Below are 18728 nucleotides of genomic sequence, written 5' to 3'. Positions count from 1 at the left end.
GCATGGCTAAAAAAGAGCATATTTCCGAAACCCAGGCGACGCAGATGCTGCGCAAGCATCAAGTTTCCTTCAATGAACACCCCTATCCCTACGAGGAACACGGCGGCACCAGCGTGTCGGCGCGTGAATTGGGCGTGCCTGAACATGATGTCATCAAGACACTGGTGATGCAGGACGAGGCGGCGCGCCCAATGATCGTGCTGATGCATGGCGATTGCAAGGTCTCGACCAAGAACCTGGCCCGTGGCATCGGCTGCAAGTCGGTTGAGCCGTGCAAGCCCGAGGTAGCGCAGCGCCATTCCGGTTACATGATAGGCGGCACCTCGCCCTTCGGCACCAAAAAGGCCATGCCCGTCTACGTGGAAGAAACCATTTTGGCCTTGCCGCGCATCTACATCAATGGCGGCCGGCGCGGTTTTCTCGTCTCGCTGGCGCCCCAGGTGCTGCTCGACTTGCTGCAAGCCAAGCCGGTGCAATGCGCCTTGAAAGATTGATGGCTGTTTTGACCGCTGTTATCGGGTCGCCACCTGGTGTATATTCTGCTGCCCTGGCCTTGATGTCAGGGAAATAATTAACAAAGGGAAGAAATGAATCCAGTAATCACAACCTTGGCAATGACAGTGGCCGCTTACTTGCTCGGCTCGATATCGTTTGCCGTGGTGATGAGCAAGATTTTCGGCATTGCCGATCCGCGCACTTATGGCTCGAAAAATCCGGGCGCGACCAATGTGCTGCGTAGCGGCAACAAGGGCGCCGCCATCATGACCTTGCTGGGCGACGGCGCCAAGGGCTGGCTGGCCGTCTTCCTGGCCTCGCACTTTGACAGCGCCCTGGGCGTGGGCGACACGGCGGTGGCGCTGGTGGCGATTGCCGTTTTTCTCGGCCATCTGTGGCCGATTTTCTTCCGTTTCGTCGGCGGCAAGGGCGTGGCGACGGCGCTGGGCGTGTTGCTGGGCATCAATGTCTGGCTGGGCCTGGCAACCCTGGCGACCTGGCTGATCATCGCCTACGCCTTCCGCTATTCCTCGCTGGCGGCGCTGGTGGCAGCCCTGTTCGCGCCGTTTTATTACGGTTTGCTGTTCGGTGTCGATCCTATCTTGCTGGCGGTGATCGCCATGAGCGTGCTGCTGGCTTACCGTCACAGCCAGAACATCGCCAATTTGCTTTCTGGTAAAGAAAGCAAGATAGGCGGCAAGAAGGATGCGGCCAAGGTCGCTGGCAAGAAAAAGTAAACGCTTGATTTCTGTGGCGCCGCACGCATATGCTGGGCTTGCGGCGCCGCACCGTGCGGCTGCCATCCATCGCCTTCCGATAAAGGTCCGCCCATGTCTACACCTACTCCCGTCCGTATCGATTTCGTTTCCGATGTCTCCTGCCCCTGGTGCGTGATAGGCCTCAAGTCGCTGGAACAGGCGCTGGACAAGCTGAAAGACACGGCCCAGGCCGAGATCCATTTCCAGCCTTTCGAGCTGAACGCCAATATGGTTCCTGAAGGCGAGGATATCGGCGAACATATCGCCCACAAATACGGTTCCACCGAAGAACAGATGGCGCAATCGCGTGAAGCGATCCGTGCGCGCGGCGCAGCGCTGGGCTTTACGTTTGCCATGGATAAACGTGGCCGCATTTACAACACCTTCGACGCCCACCGTTTGCTGCACTGGGCCGAGCTGGAAGGGCGCCAGAAAGAATTGAAAATGGCCTTGTTCGACGCTTACTTCACGCAAGGCGAGAATCCTTCGTCGCACGAGCTGCTGCTGAAAGTGGTGGGCCAGGTGGGGCTGGACACCACCAAGGCGGCTGAAGTGCTGGCCTCCGGCGCCTACGCCGACGAGGTGCGCGAGCGCGAACGTTTTTATCAGCAAAACGGTATCAATTCGGTGCCAGCCGTCATCATCAATGAGCGCCACCTGATTTCTGGCGGCCAGCCGCCTGAAGTGTTTGAGCAAGCCTTGCGCCAGATCATCGCCGGCGCTTGATCGCCGCGCCTATGGCGCGCACAGTGCTCCTCCTTTTGCGCTACACTCGCCAGAGGAGGATATTTTTATGCCAACAGCAAGCTGGAACGGCGCGATCATCGCGCAAGCTAACGACGATCAGGTCGAGATCGTTGAAAACAATGTGTATTTCCCCATTTCGGCGGTAAAGCAAGAGTACTTGCGTCCCAGCAGTCATACGACAGTCTGTCCCTGGAAGGGCACCGCCAGCTATTACGACCTGGTCGTCGATGGCCAGACCAATGCCACAGCCGCCTGGTATTACCCAGAACCCAAAGATGCCGCCAAGCAAATTGCCGGCCACCTCGCCTTCTGGCGCGGCGTGACGGTCGAGCGCTGAGCCTCTTCCGCACTCCTTTATCCTGAGATAGAAAGCAGACGATGGATTTACGCCTCGCCGTGTATGAACTCGCCTCAAGCAATGGTCTGGACGCGCAGAAAACCAGGCAATTGCATGCACTGGCCGGTTTCCAGCGCGAACCGTCACGGCTCAGTTACTGGCTGCCGCGCGGCGTGGCCGTGCTGGGCGCCGCCTTGCTGGGCCTGGGGTTGATCTTCTGGATAGCCGCCAACTGGGAAGAGCTGGGCCGCATGGGGCGCTTTGCCTTGCTGCAAGCGGTGTTTCTCGCGTCCTGCGTGGGCGCTTTCTGCCTGCCCAAGGCGCGCCTACCCCTGCTGCTGATCGCCTTGCTGAGCATCGGCGGCCTGTTTGCGTATTTCGGCCAGACTTACCAGACGGGCGCCGACCCGTGGCAATTGTTTGCCGTCTGGGCCGTGCTGGCCTTGCCGCTATGCCTGGTGGCGCGCAGCGACGTGCTGTGGACGCCATGGATGCTGGTGCTGGCCACGGCTGCCACCCTGTGGATGCAGGCGCAGGCGGGCCACCGCTGGCGCATCGATTCGGCTGACCTGGGCATTTTCGTCACTGGCTGGCTGGTGCTGCTGCTGGCCTGCGCTTTTGTTTCGCCGCTGCTGGTGCGCTGGACGGGAGCCGGTCCCTGGGCTTTGCGCCTGGGCTTGATGTTGGCTACCATTTTGATCACAGGCACGGCCATCAGCGCCCTGTTCAGCAATGAGCTGGGTACGCCATACTGGGCAGGCCTGGCCTTGCTGGCTGTCGCCTGTGCCTTGCTGGCGACACGGCGATTATTCGATGTGTTCGGCTTGAGCGCCGTCGCGCTTGGTCTCAATACCCTGCTGGTGGGCGGCCTGGGACGCGCGCTGTTGAGCGGAAGTGGTGACGGTATCGGTGCTTTGGTCATGCTGGGGCTGCTTGCCGCTGCCTTGCTGGCGGTCACAGTACAAGGCATCTTGTGGCGTACGCGCCAGGAGGCGGCATGAACGATCAGCAAATGGATGCCCTGATCGCCGACGCCACGCACGCTGGTCTGTTGCCTGATGGTACTGCGCGCCCGGTGCAGGATGTGCGGCCGTGGCCGCTGGTGCTGATGACGGCTTTTGGCGCCTGGCTGGCCGCCATCCCCCTGATGCTGGCGCTCGGTTTCGGGCTGGAAAGCATGATGCGTCAGGGACCGGCCGCCTATATCGTGGCGATCATCGTGCTAGTCGGTGCCGTATCGGTGATACGTGCGCGCGACATTCCCCTGTTTGTCGAACAACTGGCCGTGCCCTGTTTGCTGGTGGGTGGTGGCTTGCTGGGCTATGCGCTGTTTCGCGATCTGTCTGGTCCATCGCCGTATTTCTTGCTCAGTGCATTGAGCCTGCTGGTCGCTGCTGCCTTGCCGCGCGACTGGCTGCGTGTGCTGCTGGGCGTGCTTGCCTGTGGTGCGCTTGCGCTGGGTATAGGCGCCTTCGATCACGACTGGTTGTATGGCCGTGATCCTCTCGTTTTGTTCAGCGCCTGGATACTGGTGCTGGTCATCTGGCTGGGCGCGCACTGGCTGCAAACAAATGTCTTCAATGATGGCCGTGGTGCGCGCGTGGCTGCCTTGATCGAATCCATCTCGACCGGTTGGGTACTGGCCATCTTGCTGGGTTTGATCAGCTGGTCGGGAATGACCTTCATGCTGGGCGCCAGCCTGGGTGATGGTATGGCAGGTGTTGCCACGCATGAACTGTCCAGGCATGACGGCACCGGCTGGTACAGCTTGACGTTGCCTGGTCTGTCGGTGCTGCTGGCGCTGGCTGCCGCCGGGTGGATGTTACGGTGCTGGCCGGCGTTGCGCCAACTGCCCGCCATCGGCGTAGCGCTGGTGTTGATTGTACTGGCCTGGTGTATGCCCGCGCTCGGCCCCGTACTGCTGATCCTCGCGTTCTGCCTGGCAAGCGGACGCACCCGCGTCGCGACCGCTGCGGCAGTGGCGGCCGCCTGGGTCATCGGCAGCTTTTATTACCAGCTGGCCTGGACCTTGGCCAGCAAGGCCACGCTGCTGGCCGTCGCCGGCGCCGTGCTGTGCGCGCTGGCGTGGCTGGCCACGCGGGGGATGCTGCATCTGGTCGAACGCCAGGCGGCGGGAAAACTGCGGCATGGCCGCGTATCGCAATGTGGTTTGCTGGCGGGCTTGCTGCTGGTGCTGCTGGTGGCCAATGGCGGCATCTGGCAAAAACAGCAGCTGATTGTGAAGGGCGAGCCGGTGTTTGTGGAACTGGCGCCCGTTGATCCCCGTTCCTTGATGCAGGGCGATTTTATGCGCCTCAATTTCCTGCAATTGGGCATGCTCTCTGTCGAGGCCAGCGTGCACGGGGCTGGCGGCCGCCCCCATGTGGTGGCTATGCGTGACGCGCGGGGCGTGGCGCAGATACATCGCCTGTACGACGGCAAGCCGCTGCTGCCCGGTGAATTCCTGTTGGAATTGACGCCGAAAAATGGCAGCTGGGTCTTGGTCAGCGATGCCTGGTTTTTCAAGGAAGGCGAGGCGGCGCGCTGGGAAAAAGCCCGGTTTGGCGAGTTTCGCGTGATGCCCGATGGACGTGCCTTGCTGGTGGGCATGCGGGGACCGCAACTGGAGGTGCTGTAGTCCTGGCAACAGGAAACCCTGTAGAATTTCCGAATGGATAATATTACGCATTCGGTCATCGGCTTGGCAGCCGGTGAATTACTGCATCGCAGCCTGCCATCTGAACCCCAGGAACCCGCCCAGCGCACCCGTCGTGCGCTGTTTCTGTTTAGCGCCTGGTTTGCCAGCAACGCGCCCGACCTGGATTTGATACTGACCAGGCTGCTGCCATCACCGTTCGGTTATCTGCTGCATCATCGGGGCCATACGCATACCTTGCTGCTGGCCTTGCCGCAGGCGCTGCTGTTGCTGGCCATGCTGTGGCTGCTGTGGCCGGCTGCGCGGCGCCTGTTGAAAGACAGCAGTGCTGCCCGCTTGGGGCTGGCCTTGTGCATGGTGCTGGGCTTTGGCTTGCACATGGGTATGGATTTCCTCAATTCCTATGGCATCCATCCCTTTTACCCCTTCAACAGCCGCTGGTTGTATGGCGACATGGTGTTCATCGTCGAGCCCATGTTCTGGGTCTTGCTGGGGGTGCCTGTGATCGCCTCCTTGCGCTCTGGCATCGTGAAGACTGTGCTGCTGGCGGCGCTGGCGGCCGCCCTGTGTTTCTTTACGTATAAAAACTTTCTGACGCCAGTCGCCTGCATCGTGCTGCTGGCGCTGGGTGCCTTGTTGACGGTGCTGCAAGGCCGTGCCGGCGAGCGCGGCAAGGGCGCCTTGCTGCTGGCGTTTGCGCTGGGCGCCACCTTTATCGGTGTGCAGGGCGTGGCGTCCGCCGTGGGCCGCGCCCGGGTCGAAGCGGCGGTGCAGCAACTCAATCCCGGCACGCGTGTGTGGGACGTGGCGATGACGGCGTTTCCCAGCCACCCGCTGTGCTGGATTTATGTTGCGCTCGACAGCAAGACAGATGTGTACACCTTGCGGCGCGGCACCATGAGCGTGTTTCCGGCGGCGCTGGCGCCCAATGCCTGTCCCGCAGGCTTGGCGGAAACGGGGCAGGGTGGGCAGCTGGCGCCCGGCATCGGCCTGTCTGCGCAGGCGACGGGCAGCCTGGCCAGCTTGCGCCAGTTGCAATCGCACAATTGCTATGCCGACGCCTGGCTGCGTTTTGGCCGCATGCCCAAGCTGGACCATGGCTTGACCGATGTGCGTTTCAATCCAGACATGTTGCCTAATTTCACGACCATCGAGCTGGAACAATTCCGCGCCCGCCCTTGCCCTGCCTATGTGCCCGGCTGGGGCCACCCGCGTGCAGATATGCTGAATTTACGCGAATAGCGGCTACGCCACCGATCACCTTTTACGCAGGATTATTTTGGAAGAGCAACACGCCTTACCGTATCTGCGAGAAACCTTGCTGTTTCTCGCCCTGGCCGGGATTTTTATCCCGCTATTGCAACGCCTGAAAGTCAACCAGGTACTGGGTTTTCTGGCCGTGGGCGCCCTGTTCGGGCCATTCGGTTTCGGCCTGTGGGCGGGCGACTTTAGCTGGCTCAGGTATTTCTCGTTTGTCCGCGCCGAGCAGGTCAGCGGCCTGGCCGAGCTGGGCGTGATGTTTTTGATGTTCATGATAGGCCTGGAATTGTCCACCGAACGGCTGTGGGCGCTGCGCCGCTGGGTATTTGGCGCCGGCGTGGCGCAGGTGGCGGCCAGTGCCAGCCTGATCGGCATCGTGGTGTACTACCTGGGCATGCCACTGGAAGCGGCCATCGTGCTGGGTCTGGTGCTGTCGCTATCGTCCACGGCGGTGGTGATGCAATTGCTGGCCGACCGGCGTTCCCTGCAGACGCCGGCTGGCCAGGCGGGCTTTTCCATTTTGATGTTCCAGGATCTGATGGTGGTGCCGCTGTTCATCCTGATCGACGTGTTTGCCAGCGGTCACAGCGAAGACCTGGCCTATCTGCTCAGCTTTGCTGCCGTGAAATCGGCTGGCGCCATCCTGCTGATTTATCTGCTGGGCCGCAGGGTCATTCGCCCCCTGTTCCAGTTTTTCGTCAAGAAGCACCAGCCCGACGTCTTCATGGCCTTGACCTTGCTCAGCACCCTGGGTATTGCGGGCTTGACCTATCTGGCAGGCCTGTCGATGGCGCTGGGCGCCTTGCTGGCCGGATTGTTGCTGGCCGAAACGGAATTTCGCCACGAAGTGGAAGTGACCATCGAGCCCTTCAAGGGCTTGCTGATGGGTCTGTTTTTCATGTCGGTGGGCATGCAGATCGATGTGCGCGAAATCATCAAGTCGCCGATTTTGATACCGCTGGCCGTACTCGCCCTGTTTGCCGTGAAGACCTTGGTGATCAGCGTGATTTTCCGCCTTGGCGGCTTTCACTGGGGCCGCGCAGTGGAAACGGGCGTGCTGCTGGGGCAGGGCGGCGAGTTTGCCTTTATCGTGGTCGCCTATGCGCTGGGCACGAAATTGATCGCGCCGCAGGTGGCGCAGTTCGTCATGCTGGTGGTGGGCCTGAGCCTGTTTGCCACGCCCGCCTTGTCGCGCGCCGCGCGCGGTTTCGGCAATTGGTGGGAACAGCGCCACCGCCATCAACTGGCCGATCTGGCTGACGACGCGTTGCCACCACAGGGCAGCCAGGTCATCATCGCCGGTTTCGGCCGGGTAGGGCAATTGCTGGCCAAGGTGCTGACGGAACAGGATATCGCTTATGTGGCCATCGAAAATGACGCCAAGCTGGTCACGACCATGCATCCGCGTGGTTTTCCCGTGTATTTCGGCGATGCTTCGCGCGCTGAATTGTTACAAAAGGTCAACGCTGACCGGGCCGCCGCCGTGGTGCTGACCATGGATCATCCTGCCTCTGTGCTGCACGCCGTGAAATCAATACGCCGCGATTATCCCCACCTGCCCGTGTATGCGCGCGCCCGCGATGAAGCCAACGCGGTGGCGCTGGTGCAGGCCGGCGCCACCCTGGTCGTGCCCGAGGCGCTGGAATCGGCGCTGCAACTGACGACCACCGTGCTGCAGACAGTGGGTTTGCCGGAAGCACGGGCGGCCGAGGTGGTGCAAACGGAAAGGGAGCGGCGCAATGCGGTGCTGCTAGCCAAAAAGTTGTCCTAGAGTATGTGCGCGCGTGTGGTCATCGTTTCCAAATGATCTATACAATAATCACTGTATGAAAGAACGATCTCCATGAAGCCAGACTCCCCCCACGCGGCCATGACACCGCAGCAACTTGCCGCACAGGAAGCAAAGCAGCGCTACGGCAAGCCCGAACGGGGCTGGCGCGAAAAACTGTATATCGTCATTTTCGAGGCGGAAACCCGCACGGGCCGCGCTTTCGACCTGGCGCTGATCGCCGCCATCCTGATGAGCGTGACGGTGGTCGTTCTCAGCAGCATCGCTTCCGTAGCCGCCCGCTACAACACCGTGCTGATGGCGCTGGAATGGTTTTTCACCATCGTGTTTACCATCGAATACATCGCCCGTTTGCTGTGCTTGAAGCATCCGGTGCGCTACGCCAAGAGTTTTTTTGGTTTGATCGATTTGCTGGCGATCATCCCCACCTATATCGGCTTGCTCTTGCCTGGCGCCCATGTGCTGATCGACGTACGTATTTTGCGTCTGCTGCGCATGTTCCGTATCCTCAAGCTGACCTCGTATGTGCATGAATACACGGTGCTGGGCCGCGCCCTGCTGGCCAGCAAGCGCAAGATTTTGATCTTTTTATCGTTCGTGATGATGGTCGTGTTTTTATTGGGAACTGTGATGTATGTCGTGGAAGGGCCAGATAACGGTTTTACCAGCATCCCGACCGCCATATACTGGGCCATCAGTACCATGACTACGGTAGGTTTCGGCGATATCGCGCCGAAGACCGACATCGGGCGCGCCATCTCATCGCTGATGATGCTGCTCGGCTGGGGCATCCTGGCAGTGCCAACTGGCATTATCAGCTCCGAAATGACGATGCAGCGCAGCGTCAAGCTCGTCACCACGCGGGCCTGCCCCGCCTGCCTGAAAGAAGGACTCGACGACGACGCCAGGTTCTGCAAGAACTGTGGCGACAAATTGCCGCCCATGGCCAGCGATTAACACGCTGTAGCGCACCAACTTTACATAAGGCCAACAATGATTCCAGTTCGCTTGATAGCGACGGGCAAGGCCGTGCCGTCCCACAGCGTCAGCTCCGATAGCCTGGACCGCAAACTCGGTCATCCTCCCGGCTACACCTTGCGCAAGAGCGGCGTGCTGTCGCGCTTCGTGGCGGCGCCCGATGAATCGCAAAGCCAGCTGGGCGCGGCCGCCCTGCAAGATGCGCTAAAGAACGCCAGTCTCAAACTGGCCGATATCGACTTGTTGATCGGCGCCTGCGGCGTGCCCGAGCAAGCCTTGCCCAACACGGCGTGCTTCATCGCCCAGCATGCGGGCTTGCCGCCAGGCACGCCGACCTTCGACATCAATGCCAGCTGCCTCAGTTTCATGGCCGCCTTCCGCGTGGCCGCCTCGCTGCTGGCCGATGGCGGCTACCGGCGCATCGCCATCGTTGCCTCTGACCTGGCTTCACGCGGGGTCGACTGGAGCGAGCCGGAAGCGTCGATGATCTTTGGCGATGGCGCCGCCGCCGTCATCGTCGAGCGCGGCGATGGCGCTGCCGGCATCCGCGCCTACAAGATGGGCACGTATCCGGAAGGGCGGCGCTACTGTGAAATTCGCGGCGGCGGCACCGAGCGCAATCCGCGCAATGGCGTGGAACCCGCCGACTACCTTTTCCGCATGGATGGCAAGGCCGTATTTCGCCTGGCTGTAAAAGTCATGCCCGCCTTCCTCGAGCAATTGATGGTCGAATCGGGCGCCGGCCTGGAGCGGATCGACGTGGTGGTGCCGCACCAGGCCAGCCCGCTGGGACTGGCGCATGCGGCGCGCATTCTCGCGGTTCCCGATGCTAAAATCATCAAGATCTTTGAACGCCATGGCAACCAGGTTGCCGCCTCGATTCCCACCGCGCTGCATGAAGCAGTGATGACGGGGCGGGCCGTGGCCGGACAGCGCTTGCTGATGATGGGCACGGCCGCCGGCCTGACCATCGGCGGCATGGTGGTCGATCTATGAGGATGGCGCGATGAGGCGGATACTGGTCACGGGAGCGACGGGCGGCTTGGGGCGCAACGCCGTGCAGACCTTGCTGGCGCAGGGCGTGGACGTGCGCGCCACCGGCCGCAATCTGGCCGTCGGACTCGAACTGGAACGCATGGGCGCCCAGTTCGTGCCGCTCGATCTGGCCCTGGCCACGCCGCAGCAGGTCGACCAGCTGGTGCGCGGCATGGACGCCGTCTGGCATTGCGCGGCCCTGTCGTCGCCGTGGGGAGCAGAGCGCGACTTCATCGCCGCCAACGTCACGGCCACCGGCCAGCTGCTGCGCGCGGCCGGCAGCTTGCATGTGGCCCACTTCGTGCACATCTCTACGCCGGCCATGTATTTCGATTACCGCAACCGCTACGAGGTGCCGGAAACCTTCCGCCCCGAGACGTTTGTGAACGCCTATGCGCGCAGCAAGGCGATGGCGGAAAAGCTGGTGCAGGATGCGGCAGAGCGTCATCCGGCCATGCGCTGCGTGATCCTGCGCCCGCGCGCCATCTTCGGCCCGCATGACCAGGTGCTGATTCCGCGCCTGGCCCGCGTGCTGACCCAGCGCGGCGGCAAGCTGCCGCTGCCCCACGGCGGCGCCGTCACGCTCGACATCACCTATGTCGACAATGTGGTGCATGCGATGTGGCTGGCGACGACACATAAAAACCTGCAATCGGGCGCTGCCTTCAATATCACCAATGGCGAACCGGCGCGTTTGTGCGACATTTTGCGCAGCCTGTTTTGCGAGCATTTGCAGCAGCCGTTCGAGATCATCAAAGTGCCGTATCGCTTGCTGGCGCTGGCCGCGCGCGCCATGCAATTCGCCTCGCGTTTTACGCGCCGGGAACCGTCCCTCACGCCCTACAGCATCGGCGCCCTCAGTTTCGACATGACGCTCGATAACGCCAAGGCGCGCAAGGTGCTGGGCTACCAGCCCATCGTCAGCCTGCAGGAAGGCATTGCCCGCACGGCGCAGTGGATGCGCCAGGAAGCCGCCGCCGTCAGGTTGATCAAGGAGCGCAATGGCTAGCATCACCACCTTTCGCGTCGGCCACTGCACCCATCCATCGTGCATGGTCTTGAAAGGCAGCGGGCTGGCCAGCCGCTGTTTTCCCTCGCGCGCCTACCTGATCGAAACGCGGGCCGGCCTGTATTTGTGGGACACCGGCTACGCCGAGCACTTTCGCGCTGCCACCGCCAAAGGCGTGTACCGGCTGTACGCCTGGGTGACGCCGATTTCGTTCGACGCGCACGAATCGCTGCCGGGGCAATTGCGCGCGCATGGCGTATCGCCCAACGATATCCACACCTTGCTGCTGTCGCACTTCCACGCCGACCATATCGCCGGCCTGCGCGATTTTCCTGCCGTCCGCTTGATGTGCTCACAAGTAGGCTGGGACGCCGTGCGCGGCTTGTCCGGCTTTGCCGCCGTGCGCCAGGCTTTCGTGCCCGAGCTGCTGCCCGACGATATCGCCGACCGCCTGGGCTTTGTGGAAAGCGTGGCCGAGACAGCCTTGCCAGCTGCGCTACATCCTTTTACCCTTGGGCGCGACGTGAGCGGCACCGGTGAAATCTATATCGTTGCATTGCCTGGCCATGCGGTCGGTCATATCGGCGCCTTCGTGCTGCAAGATAATGGCTGGACCTTGCTGGCGTCCGACGCCGCCTGGGTGCCGGAAAGTTTTCAGCAACTGCGCGGACCGTCGGAATTGTCCTTCCTCATCCAGCACCAGCGCGCGCCGTATTACGCTACTTTGCGGCGCTTGCACCAGTTGCACCAGTCGGGTAATGCGCAGATCCGCATCACGCATGAAGGCACGCCAGACTACGTGGCCGTGGCGGGCCATCCATGATGCGCCTCGTGTGGTTATTGTCGTCGTACTGGCGCACGCGCCGGCTGCGTTTTACTGACCGCGCGCAGCTGGAAATCCATCAGCGGCGGCAACTGGCCCGTTTTACGGCAACGTTATGCGCGCGCAGCCGCTACTTTGCGCCCTACCGGAATCTGCCGCTGGAGCAGTGGCCGGGCATGAACAAGGCGCTGATGCTGGCACATTTTGACGCCATGAATACGGCCGGCGTGTGTTTGGCGCCCGCGATGGAAGCGGCCATGGCGGCCGAGCGCAGCCGCGACTTTACGCCTGCCGTGGGCGATATCACGGTGGGCCTGTCATCCGGCACTTCGTCGCAGCGGGCCGTGTTTGCCGTCAGCCCCCGCGAAAAAGCGCAATGGGCCGGTGTGATGCTGGCCAGGGCCCTGCCGGACGGCTTGTTTTCCGGTGAAAGAGTGGCCTTGTTCCTGCGCGCGAACAGCAATCTGTACACGGCCGTGCGCTCGCCATGGCTGACCTTTTCTTTTTTCGATCTGTTCCAACCGTTTGATATCTTGTGCGCCGCACTGGTGGCCTATCAGCCTTCCGTGATCGTGGCGCCAGCGCAGGTGCTGCGCCAGCTGGCCCTGGGTGTCATCGCTGGACAACTGGCGCTGGCGCCGAAAAAAGTCATCTCGGTGGCCGAAGTGCTGGAGCCGCAAGACCGTGCCCTGATCGTGCAGGCCTTTGGCGCCGTGCATGAGATTTACCAGGCTACCGAAGGCTTTTTGGCCAGTACCTGTGAACATGGCGTGCTGCATTTGAACGAGGAATACGTGCAAGTCGAGCCGCAGTGGCTAGATGCTGAACAGCGCCGCTTCGTGCCCGTGATTACTGACTTTACGCGCATCACCCAGCCCATCGTGCGTTACCGCCTGGACGATATCCTGGTCGCGCGTGCCACCCCTTGCCCCTGCGGCCGGGCCACGCGCGCCATAGCCGGCATCGAAGGGCGCTGCGACGACATGCTGGTGCTGCCATCTGCGCGTGATGGCGAAACAGTCGCCGTGTTTGCCGACGTGCTGACACGGGCATTGGCGCAAGCGCTGCCGCCAGACGCCGATTACCGGCTGGTGCAGCAAGGTGACGCTTCCCTGTTGCTGCACGCGGCCCTGGGCGAGGCCGAACTGGCAGCGCTGCGCGTACACCTGAACGTCGTGCTGCATGGCCTGGGCGTCGCCGTCGATGCGCTGGAATGGACGCTGTCGGGCACACTGCCGCCCTTTGATCCCACCAAAAAACGGCGCCGCATCACGCGCCGCGCCGCGCCATGAAGATGTCTTCTCGTTTGCTGTATCTGCTGGCCGGCTGGGGCAGCGTGGGCCTGGTGTATTTTTCCAGCGATTTTCTGCAGGGGCAGGGTACGCTCTTGCCCGAAACGGCGCTGGACCTTGCCATTCCCTATAGCGACACCGCCATCTGGCTGTATCTGTCTTTCTTTATCCTGATCCCGTACGCTTATCTGGTGGCCGATGCGCTGCGCGTGCGCTGGCTGGCGCGCGCCATGATGATTTCCGCCGTACTCTGCGGCCTGGTGTTTTTGCTATACCCGACCACCCTGGCTTATCCACCGGTAGGCAATGGCAGTGGCTGGAGCACGCAGGCGCTGCGCTGGCTGCAGGCGGTGGACTCCACGCAAAACTGTCTGCCGTCTTTGCACGGCGCCCTGACCCTGTTGTGCGTGTGGGCCTTGTACGACCGGCGCCATCTGCTTCGTTCCACGCTGGCCGCACTGCTGGGCGCGGCCATTTGCTACGCCATCATCGCGCTACGCCGCCATCTCGGTATCGACCTCGGCGCCGGCCTGGCCGTGGGCGTGGCGGGTGGCATGCTGGCGCGTTTGCCGTTATCCCGGTTTAGTCGCCGCGCTCTTTCTACGAAAGCCGCATCATGAACCCATTCGCCCTGTCTTTCCTCATCATGCTGGCTTTCGTGCTGGCCGAACTGCTGATCCTGAAATGGCTGCGCAAGACCCCTGTGCCATGGAAGGATGTGATTTTCAACCTCAATTCCGGGCATATCCTGATGTGGGTATTTCGCGGAGTGGAGGTGGCCGCCTTCGGTCTGCTGCTGCATTACACGAATTTTCACATCGTCGACCGGTGGCCGGTGGCGGTGCAGTGGGTATTCGCTTTTTTTGCCTGGGACTTGTGTTTTTACTGGATGCACCGCCTGCACCACAAGTTTCCACTGCTATGGGCCGTGCACGTGGTGCACCACCAGGGCGAGCATTTCAACCTGTCGCTGGGCGTGCGCAATTCCTGGTATTCCTCGCTGACGAATTTCCCCTTCATCGCCATCCTGGCCGTGCTGGGCGTGCCTTTGGAAGTGTTCCTCGTCGTCTCGTCGCTGCATTACTCCGTGCAGTTCTACAACCACAATGCATTGATCAAAAAATCGGGTTTTCTCGATAAATTTCTTGTCACGCCTTCGCATCACCGCGTGCACCACGGCACCGACAAGCGCTACATCAACCGCAATTTCGGCGGCACCCTGCTGCTGTGGGATAAAGTATTCGGCAGCTTCCAGCCTGAACTTGAGGGCGTGGAAATGCATTATGGCGTGAAGGGCATGGCGCCCACGCACAACCCGCTGTTGGCCAGCAACGGCAAACTGTTCAAGTGGCTGCGGGCGCGCTTCCCGCAGTGGCAGTCGCGTGGCCTTTTCCACGTCCCGGAACTGTATATCGGCATCGGCGGCGTGATCCTGTTCGGGCTGGTGATTTATTACGTCAACCATGAAGCGGCGCTGGCTGGCGCGCAGCAGGCGATCCTGTTTGCGCTGATCTTCGGCGGCACCCTGGCGCTCGGCGGCTTGTCCGATGCCCGCCGCTGGGGCGCCATCGCCTGGATATTGATCGCGCTGGCCATGCCGCTGCTGTTCCTGGGCTGGTATGGCGCGCGCGATGTCTGGGGCATGGTTTTCCTGGGTGCGTTGCTGCTCCACGGTCTCGATGGCGCGCGCCGCCTGTGCTGGCCGGCTGCTTCCGGCACGCGGGCATGAGCCAGTTGCTGCGCTTCCAGCCGGTGCACGATTCTGTTTTTCGGCGCGCATTGCGCCAGCGGGCCGACGCCTATCTGGCCGCTGCACACACAGATCGGTTTGGCGACTGGCGCGTATATGCCAAGGCTGTCTTCCTGGTCGTGCTGACGGCGCTGCTGTATCTGCTGGCGCTGCGCACCACAAGCACGCTAGTCTTTGTCGCCGCCTATGTTGGCTGCCTTGTCACGGCCATGGTCCTGGCCATGAATACCCTGCACGATGCGGCCCATGGCGCCGTGTTTCGGCGCGGGCCGCTGAACCGCTTGCTGATACGGCTGGTGGCCTTGCCGGTGGGCGTGGACACGGATTTCTGGACTATCCGCCACGTGCACTTCCACCATCCGTATGCCAACGTGGAAGGCCATGACCTCGACACGGAACCGAATCCTTTTTTGCGCCAGACGCCATTCCAGCGCTGGTCTCCGCAGTACCGTTATCAACACCTGTACTGGCCCATGGTGGCGGCGCTGTCGCTACCTTATCTGAACTGGTATGGCGACTGGCTGGATCGCTTCGGCAAGACGCCAGTGGCGGTGAATAGCCGCTTGCAGGGCTGGTCTGGCTGGTATTCCTTCCTGGGCTGGAAGCTGGCTCACGTGGCGCTGGTGCTGGCCTTGCCAATATGGCTGCTGCAAGGCCATGTCGGCTGGAGCGTGGTGCTAAGCACATATCTGCTGGGCCAGATGCTGGCGTCCTGCGTACTGGTAGCGCTGATCCTGGGCACGCACTGGGCCGAGGTGGAGTTTTTCCAGCCGGGCGCCGATGACAGCCTGCAGCACGACTGGTGCCAGCACACGTTTTACACGGCCTGCGACTGGACGCCGCAGCCGCGCGCCTTGCGTCATCTCGGCTACTGGCTGGGTGGGCTGAATCTGCACCTGACCCACCACCTTTTCCCGACCTGGAGCCACCGCCACTATCCGGCGCTGGCAGACATCATCGCCGAGCTGGCGCCGCATCATGGCCTGGTCTACCGCAATCTGAGCTACCGGCAGCTGTACGCTTCGCAGCAGGCCTTTTTGCGTGCCATGGGCCAGCCACCGGCAAACCATTGAGGTATCGTGCTTGACTCGGCGTCCCTTATATCTTACATTTCTGTAACGACAGAAATAAGAGAAAATCATGGAGCTGAGTCCGACCACGCAAAAATATATTCTGCATTGGGGTGAAATGGGCACGCGCTGGGGCGTCAACCGCACGGTGTCGCAAATCCACGCGCTGCTGTTCCTGGCCAATGCGCCGCTGACGGCCGAAGACATCGCCGATACCTTGAACGTGGCCCGCTCGAATGTCAGCAACAGCCTGAAGGAATTGCAAAGCTGGGGCCTGGCCCGCATCACGCATGTGATGGGCGACCGGCGCGACCATTTCGTCGCCTTGCAGGATGTATGGGAAATCTTCCGTGTCATCATGGAAGAGCGCAAGCGGCGCGAAATCGATCCCACCCTGTCGGTGCTGCGCGAGTGCGCGATCGAGGGCGAGCACGATGCGGCGATTGCGCCACAGACCCTGGTCCGCATGGGCGAGGTGCTGGCTTTCCTGGAAATGCTCAGCTCCACCTATAGCGATTACAAGAACCTGCCGCCGGCGACCCTGCGGCGCATGCTGTCCATGGGCGGCAAGGTGGCCAAATTCCTCAGCCCCGACGACAAGCCGGCGAAATCGAAAAAATCGGGCAAGCCATGAACAGCCCTTCCGAAGGAGAACTGTTCAGGAAGGTGATGGGGGCCGAGTGGGGCAAGCTGCATCCCGATATCCGCCGCCGCTTCGAGAAGAATCCTGCGCCGGGCCAGCCCCTGTACTACCAGGGCGAACTCAGTCAATTGCGCAGTTCGCGCCTGGGCAAGCTGCTGGGGTTTATCACGCGCCCCTTCATCGCTGGCGCGCTGATCCCGTATGACGATGCGGACTTCCCGGTCGATATCGAAGTCTATTCCCGGCCCGCCTGCCCGCACATTTTCAAGCAGCGCACTTACCGCCTGCATGGCCGCAAGCCTATCCGCTTTACTTCCTACATGGCCGAGAGCGAACGCGGCGAAGTGCTGGAATATGTGGGCATGGGCCTGGGCATGAAGCTGCGGCTACACGTCGAGGGCGGCAATCTGTACTTCACCAGCGATGGCTATTTCTGGGATATCTTCGGCTGGCGCATGCCGCTGCCCGGGTTGCTCACGCCCGGCAAGACCTTTTTATGCCACCGCAACGACGACCGCGAGCAATTCAATATCCGCATCGAGATACGCCACGCCCTGTTTGGCACGACTTTTTTGCAGGTGGGCCGCTTCCATGAAATCGCCGGCCCCGCACACGACAAGGAAAAATCATGAATACGCATCTGCTGGCCCTGCAACTGATGGCGGCGCAAGGCTGCCTGGGCGCCTTCGACACTGTGTACCACCATGAACTGACCGAGGCGCTGCCGCAAAAGACCTCGGCGCGGCTCGAGCTGTCGATCCACGCGGTGCGCGCCCTGATCTACAGCGCGCTGTTTGTCGGCTTGTCCGCCTGGGAGTGGCACGGTGGCTTGGCCTGGGCGCTGGTCGCCATCTTCAGTGTGGAAATCGTGCTGACCCTGTGGGACTTCGTGGTGGAAGACCGCACGCGCTTGCTGCCCGCCACGGAGAGGGTTACGCACACGGTGCTGGCGATTAATGGCGGCGCCTTCATCACCTTGCTGGCCTTGAACAGCGGCGACTGGGCCAGCTTGCCGACGGCGCTGGTATGGCAGCCACAGGGCTGGCTCAGCGTTTTCCTTGCGCTGTGTGGCGTCGGCGTGGGCCTGTCGGGCTTGCGCGATGGCTACGCGGCCTGGCAGTTGCGCAGCCGGGAACAGCAAAAAACAGAAGTGCTTGGCTTTGCTAGTACACCACAAACGGTGCTGGTGACGGGCGCCACCGGTTTCATCGGCCAGCAACTGGTGGCCGCCCTGCTGGCCGATGGCCATGTGGTGACGGTGCTGACGCGCCAGCCGAAGGCATCGGCATGGCTGTTCGATGGCCGGGTGCGCTGCATCGAGTCTGTCCGTGAACTGGCAGATGCACAGCGCATCGATATGGTGATCAACCTGGCCGGCGCACGCATCGTCGGCTGGCGCTGGACGGCAGCGCGCAAGGCGGCCTTGCGCCGCAGCAGGGTGGCCCTGACGCAGGAACTGGTGGCCTGGATAGCGCGTGCCGAACATAAACCGAGGGTGCTGCTGTCGGCGTCGGCCATCGGTTATTACGGCGTGCAGGCGCAGGGCGATGATCGGGAGCTGGACGAAGACAGTGCACCGCAGTCCATCTTCATGTCGCAGCTATGCAGCGAGTGGGAAACTGCTGCGCGCGTAGCGGAAAAATTCGGCGTGCAAGTGGCCCGCATGCGGTTTGGCCTGGTCTTTGGTCATCAGGGTTCGCTGCCGCAAATGCTGCTGCCGATCAAACTCGGTATGGGCGGCCCGCTGGGCAGCGGTCTGCAATGGATGTCGTGGGTGCATGTGCACGATGTGCTGCGGGGCATCGCCCACCTGGCGCTGCGCAGCGAACAAACGACGGTGGATGGCGCCTACAACTTCTGCGCGCCGGAAGCGGTCCGGCAGCGCCGCTTCGCGCAAGTGGCGGGCCAGGTGCTGCACCGGCCATCGTTCATGCCCGCGCCGGCGTTTGTCATGCGGGGCTTGCTGGGCGAGCAGGCCGATTTGCTGGTCGAAGGCCAGCGCGTGGCGCCACGGAGGCTGCTGGCGGACGGTTTTGTGTTCCAGTATCCGCAGCTGGAAGGGGCGCTGCGCAGCCTGTAAGCTGGT

19 protein-coding genes are annotated in these 18728 nt (G+C 62.0%); all 19 read left to right on the top strand.

What is annotated here, in order from left to right:
• Positions 1 to 2 precede the first annotated feature (2 nt).
• The 19 genes from ybaK to HDE72_RS24840 all read left to right on the top strand — a co-directional run bounded on the left by ybaK (position 3) and on the right by HDE72_RS24840 (position 18722).
• Positions 3 to 494: a Cys-tRNA(Pro) deacylase gene (gene ybaK / locus HDE72_RS24930; protein ID WP_183747532.1), complete on the top strand. Its 492-nt coding sequence runs from the start codon at positions 3 to 5 to the stop codon at positions 492 to 494.
• 93 nt (positions 495 to 587) lie between these two features.
• Positions 588 to 1232: a glycerol-3-phosphate 1-O-acyltransferase PlsY gene (plsY, locus tag HDE72_RS24925; RefSeq protein ID WP_260176906.1), complete on the top strand. Its 645-nt coding sequence runs from the start codon at positions 588 to 590 to the stop codon at positions 1230 to 1232.
• Between the two features lie 93 nt (positions 1233 to 1325).
• Complete coding sequence (locus HDE72_RS24920) at positions 1326 to 1979, top strand: DsbA family oxidoreductase (RefSeq protein WP_183747517.1); 654 nt, start codon at positions 1326 to 1328, stop codon at positions 1977 to 1979.
• Positions 1980 to 2046: 67 nt separating this feature from the next.
• Complete coding sequence (locus HDE72_RS24915) at positions 2047 to 2337, top strand: DUF427 domain-containing protein (protein ID WP_183747514.1); 291 nt, start codon at positions 2047 to 2049, stop codon at positions 2335 to 2337.
• 41 nt (positions 2338 to 2378) lie between these two features.
• Positions 2379 to 3338, top strand: coding sequence for a DUF2157 domain-containing protein (locus HDE72_RS24910; RefSeq protein ID WP_183747511.1), 960 nt, complete (start codon positions 2379 to 2381; stop codon positions 3336 to 3338).
• Complete coding sequence (locus HDE72_RS24905) at positions 3335 to 4975, top strand: GDYXXLXY domain-containing protein (protein WP_183747508.1); 1641 nt, start codon at positions 3335 to 3337, stop codon at positions 4973 to 4975. Before HDE72_RS24910 ends, HDE72_RS24905 begins: the two co-directional genes overlap by 4 nt.
• Positions 4976 to 5008: 33 nt before the next feature.
• The gene (locus HDE72_RS24900) at positions 5009 to 6235 is read left to right on the top strand and encodes a metal-dependent hydrolase (RefSeq protein WP_183747505.1); all 1227 of its coding nucleotides are present in this window, start codon (positions 5009 to 5011) and stop codon (positions 6233 to 6235) included.
• A gap of 37 nt (positions 6236 to 6272) precedes the next feature.
• Positions 6273 to 8024, top strand: coding sequence for a cation:proton antiporter domain-containing protein (locus HDE72_RS24895; protein WP_183747502.1), 1752 nt, complete (start codon positions 6273 to 6275; stop codon positions 8022 to 8024).
• A gap of 72 nt (positions 8025 to 8096) precedes the next feature.
• On the top strand, positions 8097 to 8999 hold the full coding sequence (locus HDE72_RS24890; RefSeq protein ID WP_409254984.1) for an ion transporter: 903 nt from the start codon (positions 8097 to 8099) through the stop codon (positions 8997 to 8999).
• Positions 9000 to 9035: 36 nt separating this feature from the next.
• Positions 9036 to 10016, top strand: a complete 981-nt coding sequence (locus tag HDE72_RS24885) for a 3-oxoacyl-[acyl-carrier-protein] synthase III C-terminal domain-containing protein (RefSeq protein ID WP_183747499.1) — start codon at positions 9036 to 9038, stop codon at positions 10014 to 10016.
• A gap of 10 nt (positions 10017 to 10026) precedes the next feature.
• Positions 10027 to 11064 (top strand): NAD-dependent epimerase/dehydratase family protein, encoded by a 1038-nt coding sequence (locus HDE72_RS24880; RefSeq protein WP_183747496.1) that lies wholly within the window; start codon positions 10027 to 10029, stop codon positions 11062 to 11064.
• Positions 11057 to 11887 carry an MBL fold metallo-hydrolase gene (locus tag HDE72_RS24875; RefSeq protein ID WP_183747493.1) on the top strand — a complete coding sequence of 277 codons (831 nt, stop codon included), beginning with the start codon at positions 11057 to 11059 and terminating at the stop codon, positions 11885 to 11887. The genes HDE72_RS24880 and HDE72_RS24875 overlap by 8 nt, the downstream gene beginning before the upstream one ends.
• Complete coding sequence (locus HDE72_RS24870) at positions 11884 to 13179, top strand: F390 synthetase-related protein (RefSeq protein WP_183747490.1); 1296 nt, start codon at positions 11884 to 11886, stop codon at positions 13177 to 13179. The genes HDE72_RS24875 and HDE72_RS24870 overlap by 4 nt, the downstream gene beginning before the upstream one ends.
• Positions 13176 to 13799, top strand: a complete 624-nt coding sequence (locus HDE72_RS24865; protein ID WP_183747488.1) for a phosphatase PAP2 family protein — start codon at positions 13176 to 13178, stop codon at positions 13797 to 13799. Before HDE72_RS24870 ends, HDE72_RS24865 begins: the two co-directional genes overlap by 4 nt.
• Entirely contained in the window at positions 13796 to 14908 is a 1113-nt protein-coding gene (locus HDE72_RS24860) for a sterol desaturase family protein (protein WP_183747485.1), read from the top strand. Before HDE72_RS24865 ends, HDE72_RS24860 begins: the two co-directional genes overlap by 4 nt.
• Complete coding sequence (locus tag HDE72_RS24855; RefSeq protein WP_183747482.1) at positions 14905 to 16002, top strand: acyl-CoA desaturase; 1098 nt, start codon at positions 14905 to 14907, stop codon at positions 16000 to 16002. The genes HDE72_RS24860 and HDE72_RS24855 overlap by 4 nt, the downstream gene beginning before the upstream one ends.
• Positions 16003 to 16069: 67 nt before the next feature.
• Positions 16070 to 16633 carry a GbsR/MarR family transcriptional regulator gene (locus HDE72_RS24850; protein ID WP_183747479.1) on the top strand — a complete coding sequence of 188 codons (564 nt, stop codon included), beginning with the start codon at positions 16070 to 16072 and terminating at the stop codon, positions 16631 to 16633.
• On the top strand, positions 16630 to 17274 hold the full coding sequence (locus HDE72_RS24845; protein ID WP_183747476.1) for a DUF4166 domain-containing protein: 645 nt from the start codon (positions 16630 to 16632) through the stop codon (positions 17272 to 17274). The genes HDE72_RS24850 and HDE72_RS24845 overlap by 4 nt, the downstream gene beginning before the upstream one ends.
• Complete coding sequence (locus tag HDE72_RS24840; RefSeq protein WP_183747473.1) at positions 17271 to 18722, top strand: TIGR01777 family oxidoreductase; 1452 nt, start codon at positions 17271 to 17273, stop codon at positions 18720 to 18722. Before HDE72_RS24845 ends, HDE72_RS24840 begins: the two co-directional genes overlap by 4 nt.
• Positions 18723 to 18728: the final 6 nt, after the last annotated feature.

It is taken from the genome of Janthinobacterium saanense (assembly GCF_014200675.1).
Taxonomy (GTDB): Bacteria; Pseudomonadota; Gammaproteobacteria; order Burkholderiales; family Burkholderiaceae_D; genus Janthinobacterium.
The sequence above is the reverse complement of the archived record's forward strand: the minus strand, read 5'-3'. Positions and strand labels throughout refer to the sequence as shown.

Excerpts from the sequence above, each read along its gene's own strand:
- HDE72_RS24860 (WP_183747485.1), top strand. The coding sequence starts at position 13,796 with ATGAACCCATTCGCCCTGTCTTTCCTCATCATGCTGGCTTTCGTGCTG.
- ybaK (WP_183747532.1), top strand. The coding sequence starts at position 3 with ATGGCTAAAAAAGAGCATATTTCCGAAACCCAGGCGACGCAGATGCTG.
- plsY (WP_260176906.1), top strand. The coding sequence starts at position 588 with ATGAATCCAGTAATCACAACCTTGGCAATGACAGTGGCCGCTTACTTG.
- HDE72_RS24880 (WP_183747496.1), top strand. The coding sequence starts at position 10,027 with ATGAGGCGGATACTGGTCACGGGAGCGACGGGCGGCTTGGGGCGCAAC.
- HDE72_RS24900 (WP_183747505.1), top strand. The coding sequence starts at position 5,009 with ATGGATAATATTACGCATTCGGTCATCGGCTTGGCAGCCGGTGAATTA.
- HDE72_RS24875 (WP_183747493.1), top strand. The coding sequence starts at position 11,057 with ATGGCTAGCATCACCACCTTTCGCGTCGGCCACTGCACCCATCCATCG.
- HDE72_RS24845 (WP_183747476.1), top strand. The coding sequence starts at position 16,630 with ATGAACAGCCCTTCCGAAGGAGAACTGTTCAGGAAGGTGATGGGGGCC.
- HDE72_RS24915 (WP_183747514.1), top strand. The coding sequence starts at position 2,047 with ATGCCAACAGCAAGCTGGAACGGCGCGATCATCGCGCAAGCTAACGAC.
- HDE72_RS24840 (WP_183747473.1), top strand. The coding sequence starts at position 17,271 with ATGAATACGCATCTGCTGGCCCTGCAACTGATGGCGGCGCAAGGCTGC.
- HDE72_RS24885 (WP_183747499.1), top strand. The coding sequence starts at position 9,036 with ATGATTCCAGTTCGCTTGATAGCGACGGGCAAGGCCGTGCCGTCCCAC.
- HDE72_RS24850 (WP_183747479.1), top strand. The coding sequence starts at position 16,070 with ATGGAGCTGAGTCCGACCACGCAAAAATATATTCTGCATTGGGGTGAA.
- HDE72_RS24910 (WP_183747511.1), top strand. The coding sequence starts at position 2,379 with ATGGATTTACGCCTCGCCGTGTATGAACTCGCCTCAAGCAATGGTCTG.
- HDE72_RS24865 (WP_183747488.1), top strand. The coding sequence starts at position 13,176 with ATGAAGATGTCTTCTCGTTTGCTGTATCTGCTGGCCGGCTGGGGCAGC.
- HDE72_RS24890 (WP_409254984.1), top strand. The coding sequence starts at position 8,097 with ATGAAGCCAGACTCCCCCCACGCGGCCATGACACCGCAGCAACTTGCC.
- HDE72_RS24870 (WP_183747490.1), top strand. The coding sequence starts at position 11,884 with ATGATGCGCCTCGTGTGGTTATTGTCGTCGTACTGGCGCACGCGCCGG.
- HDE72_RS24855 (WP_183747482.1), top strand. The coding sequence starts at position 14,905 with ATGAGCCAGTTGCTGCGCTTCCAGCCGGTGCACGATTCTGTTTTTCGG.
- HDE72_RS24920 (WP_183747517.1), top strand. The coding sequence starts at position 1,326 with ATGTCTACACCTACTCCCGTCCGTATCGATTTCGTTTCCGATGTCTCC.
- HDE72_RS24905 (WP_183747508.1), top strand. The coding sequence starts at position 3,335 with ATGAACGATCAGCAAATGGATGCCCTGATCGCCGACGCCACGCACGCT.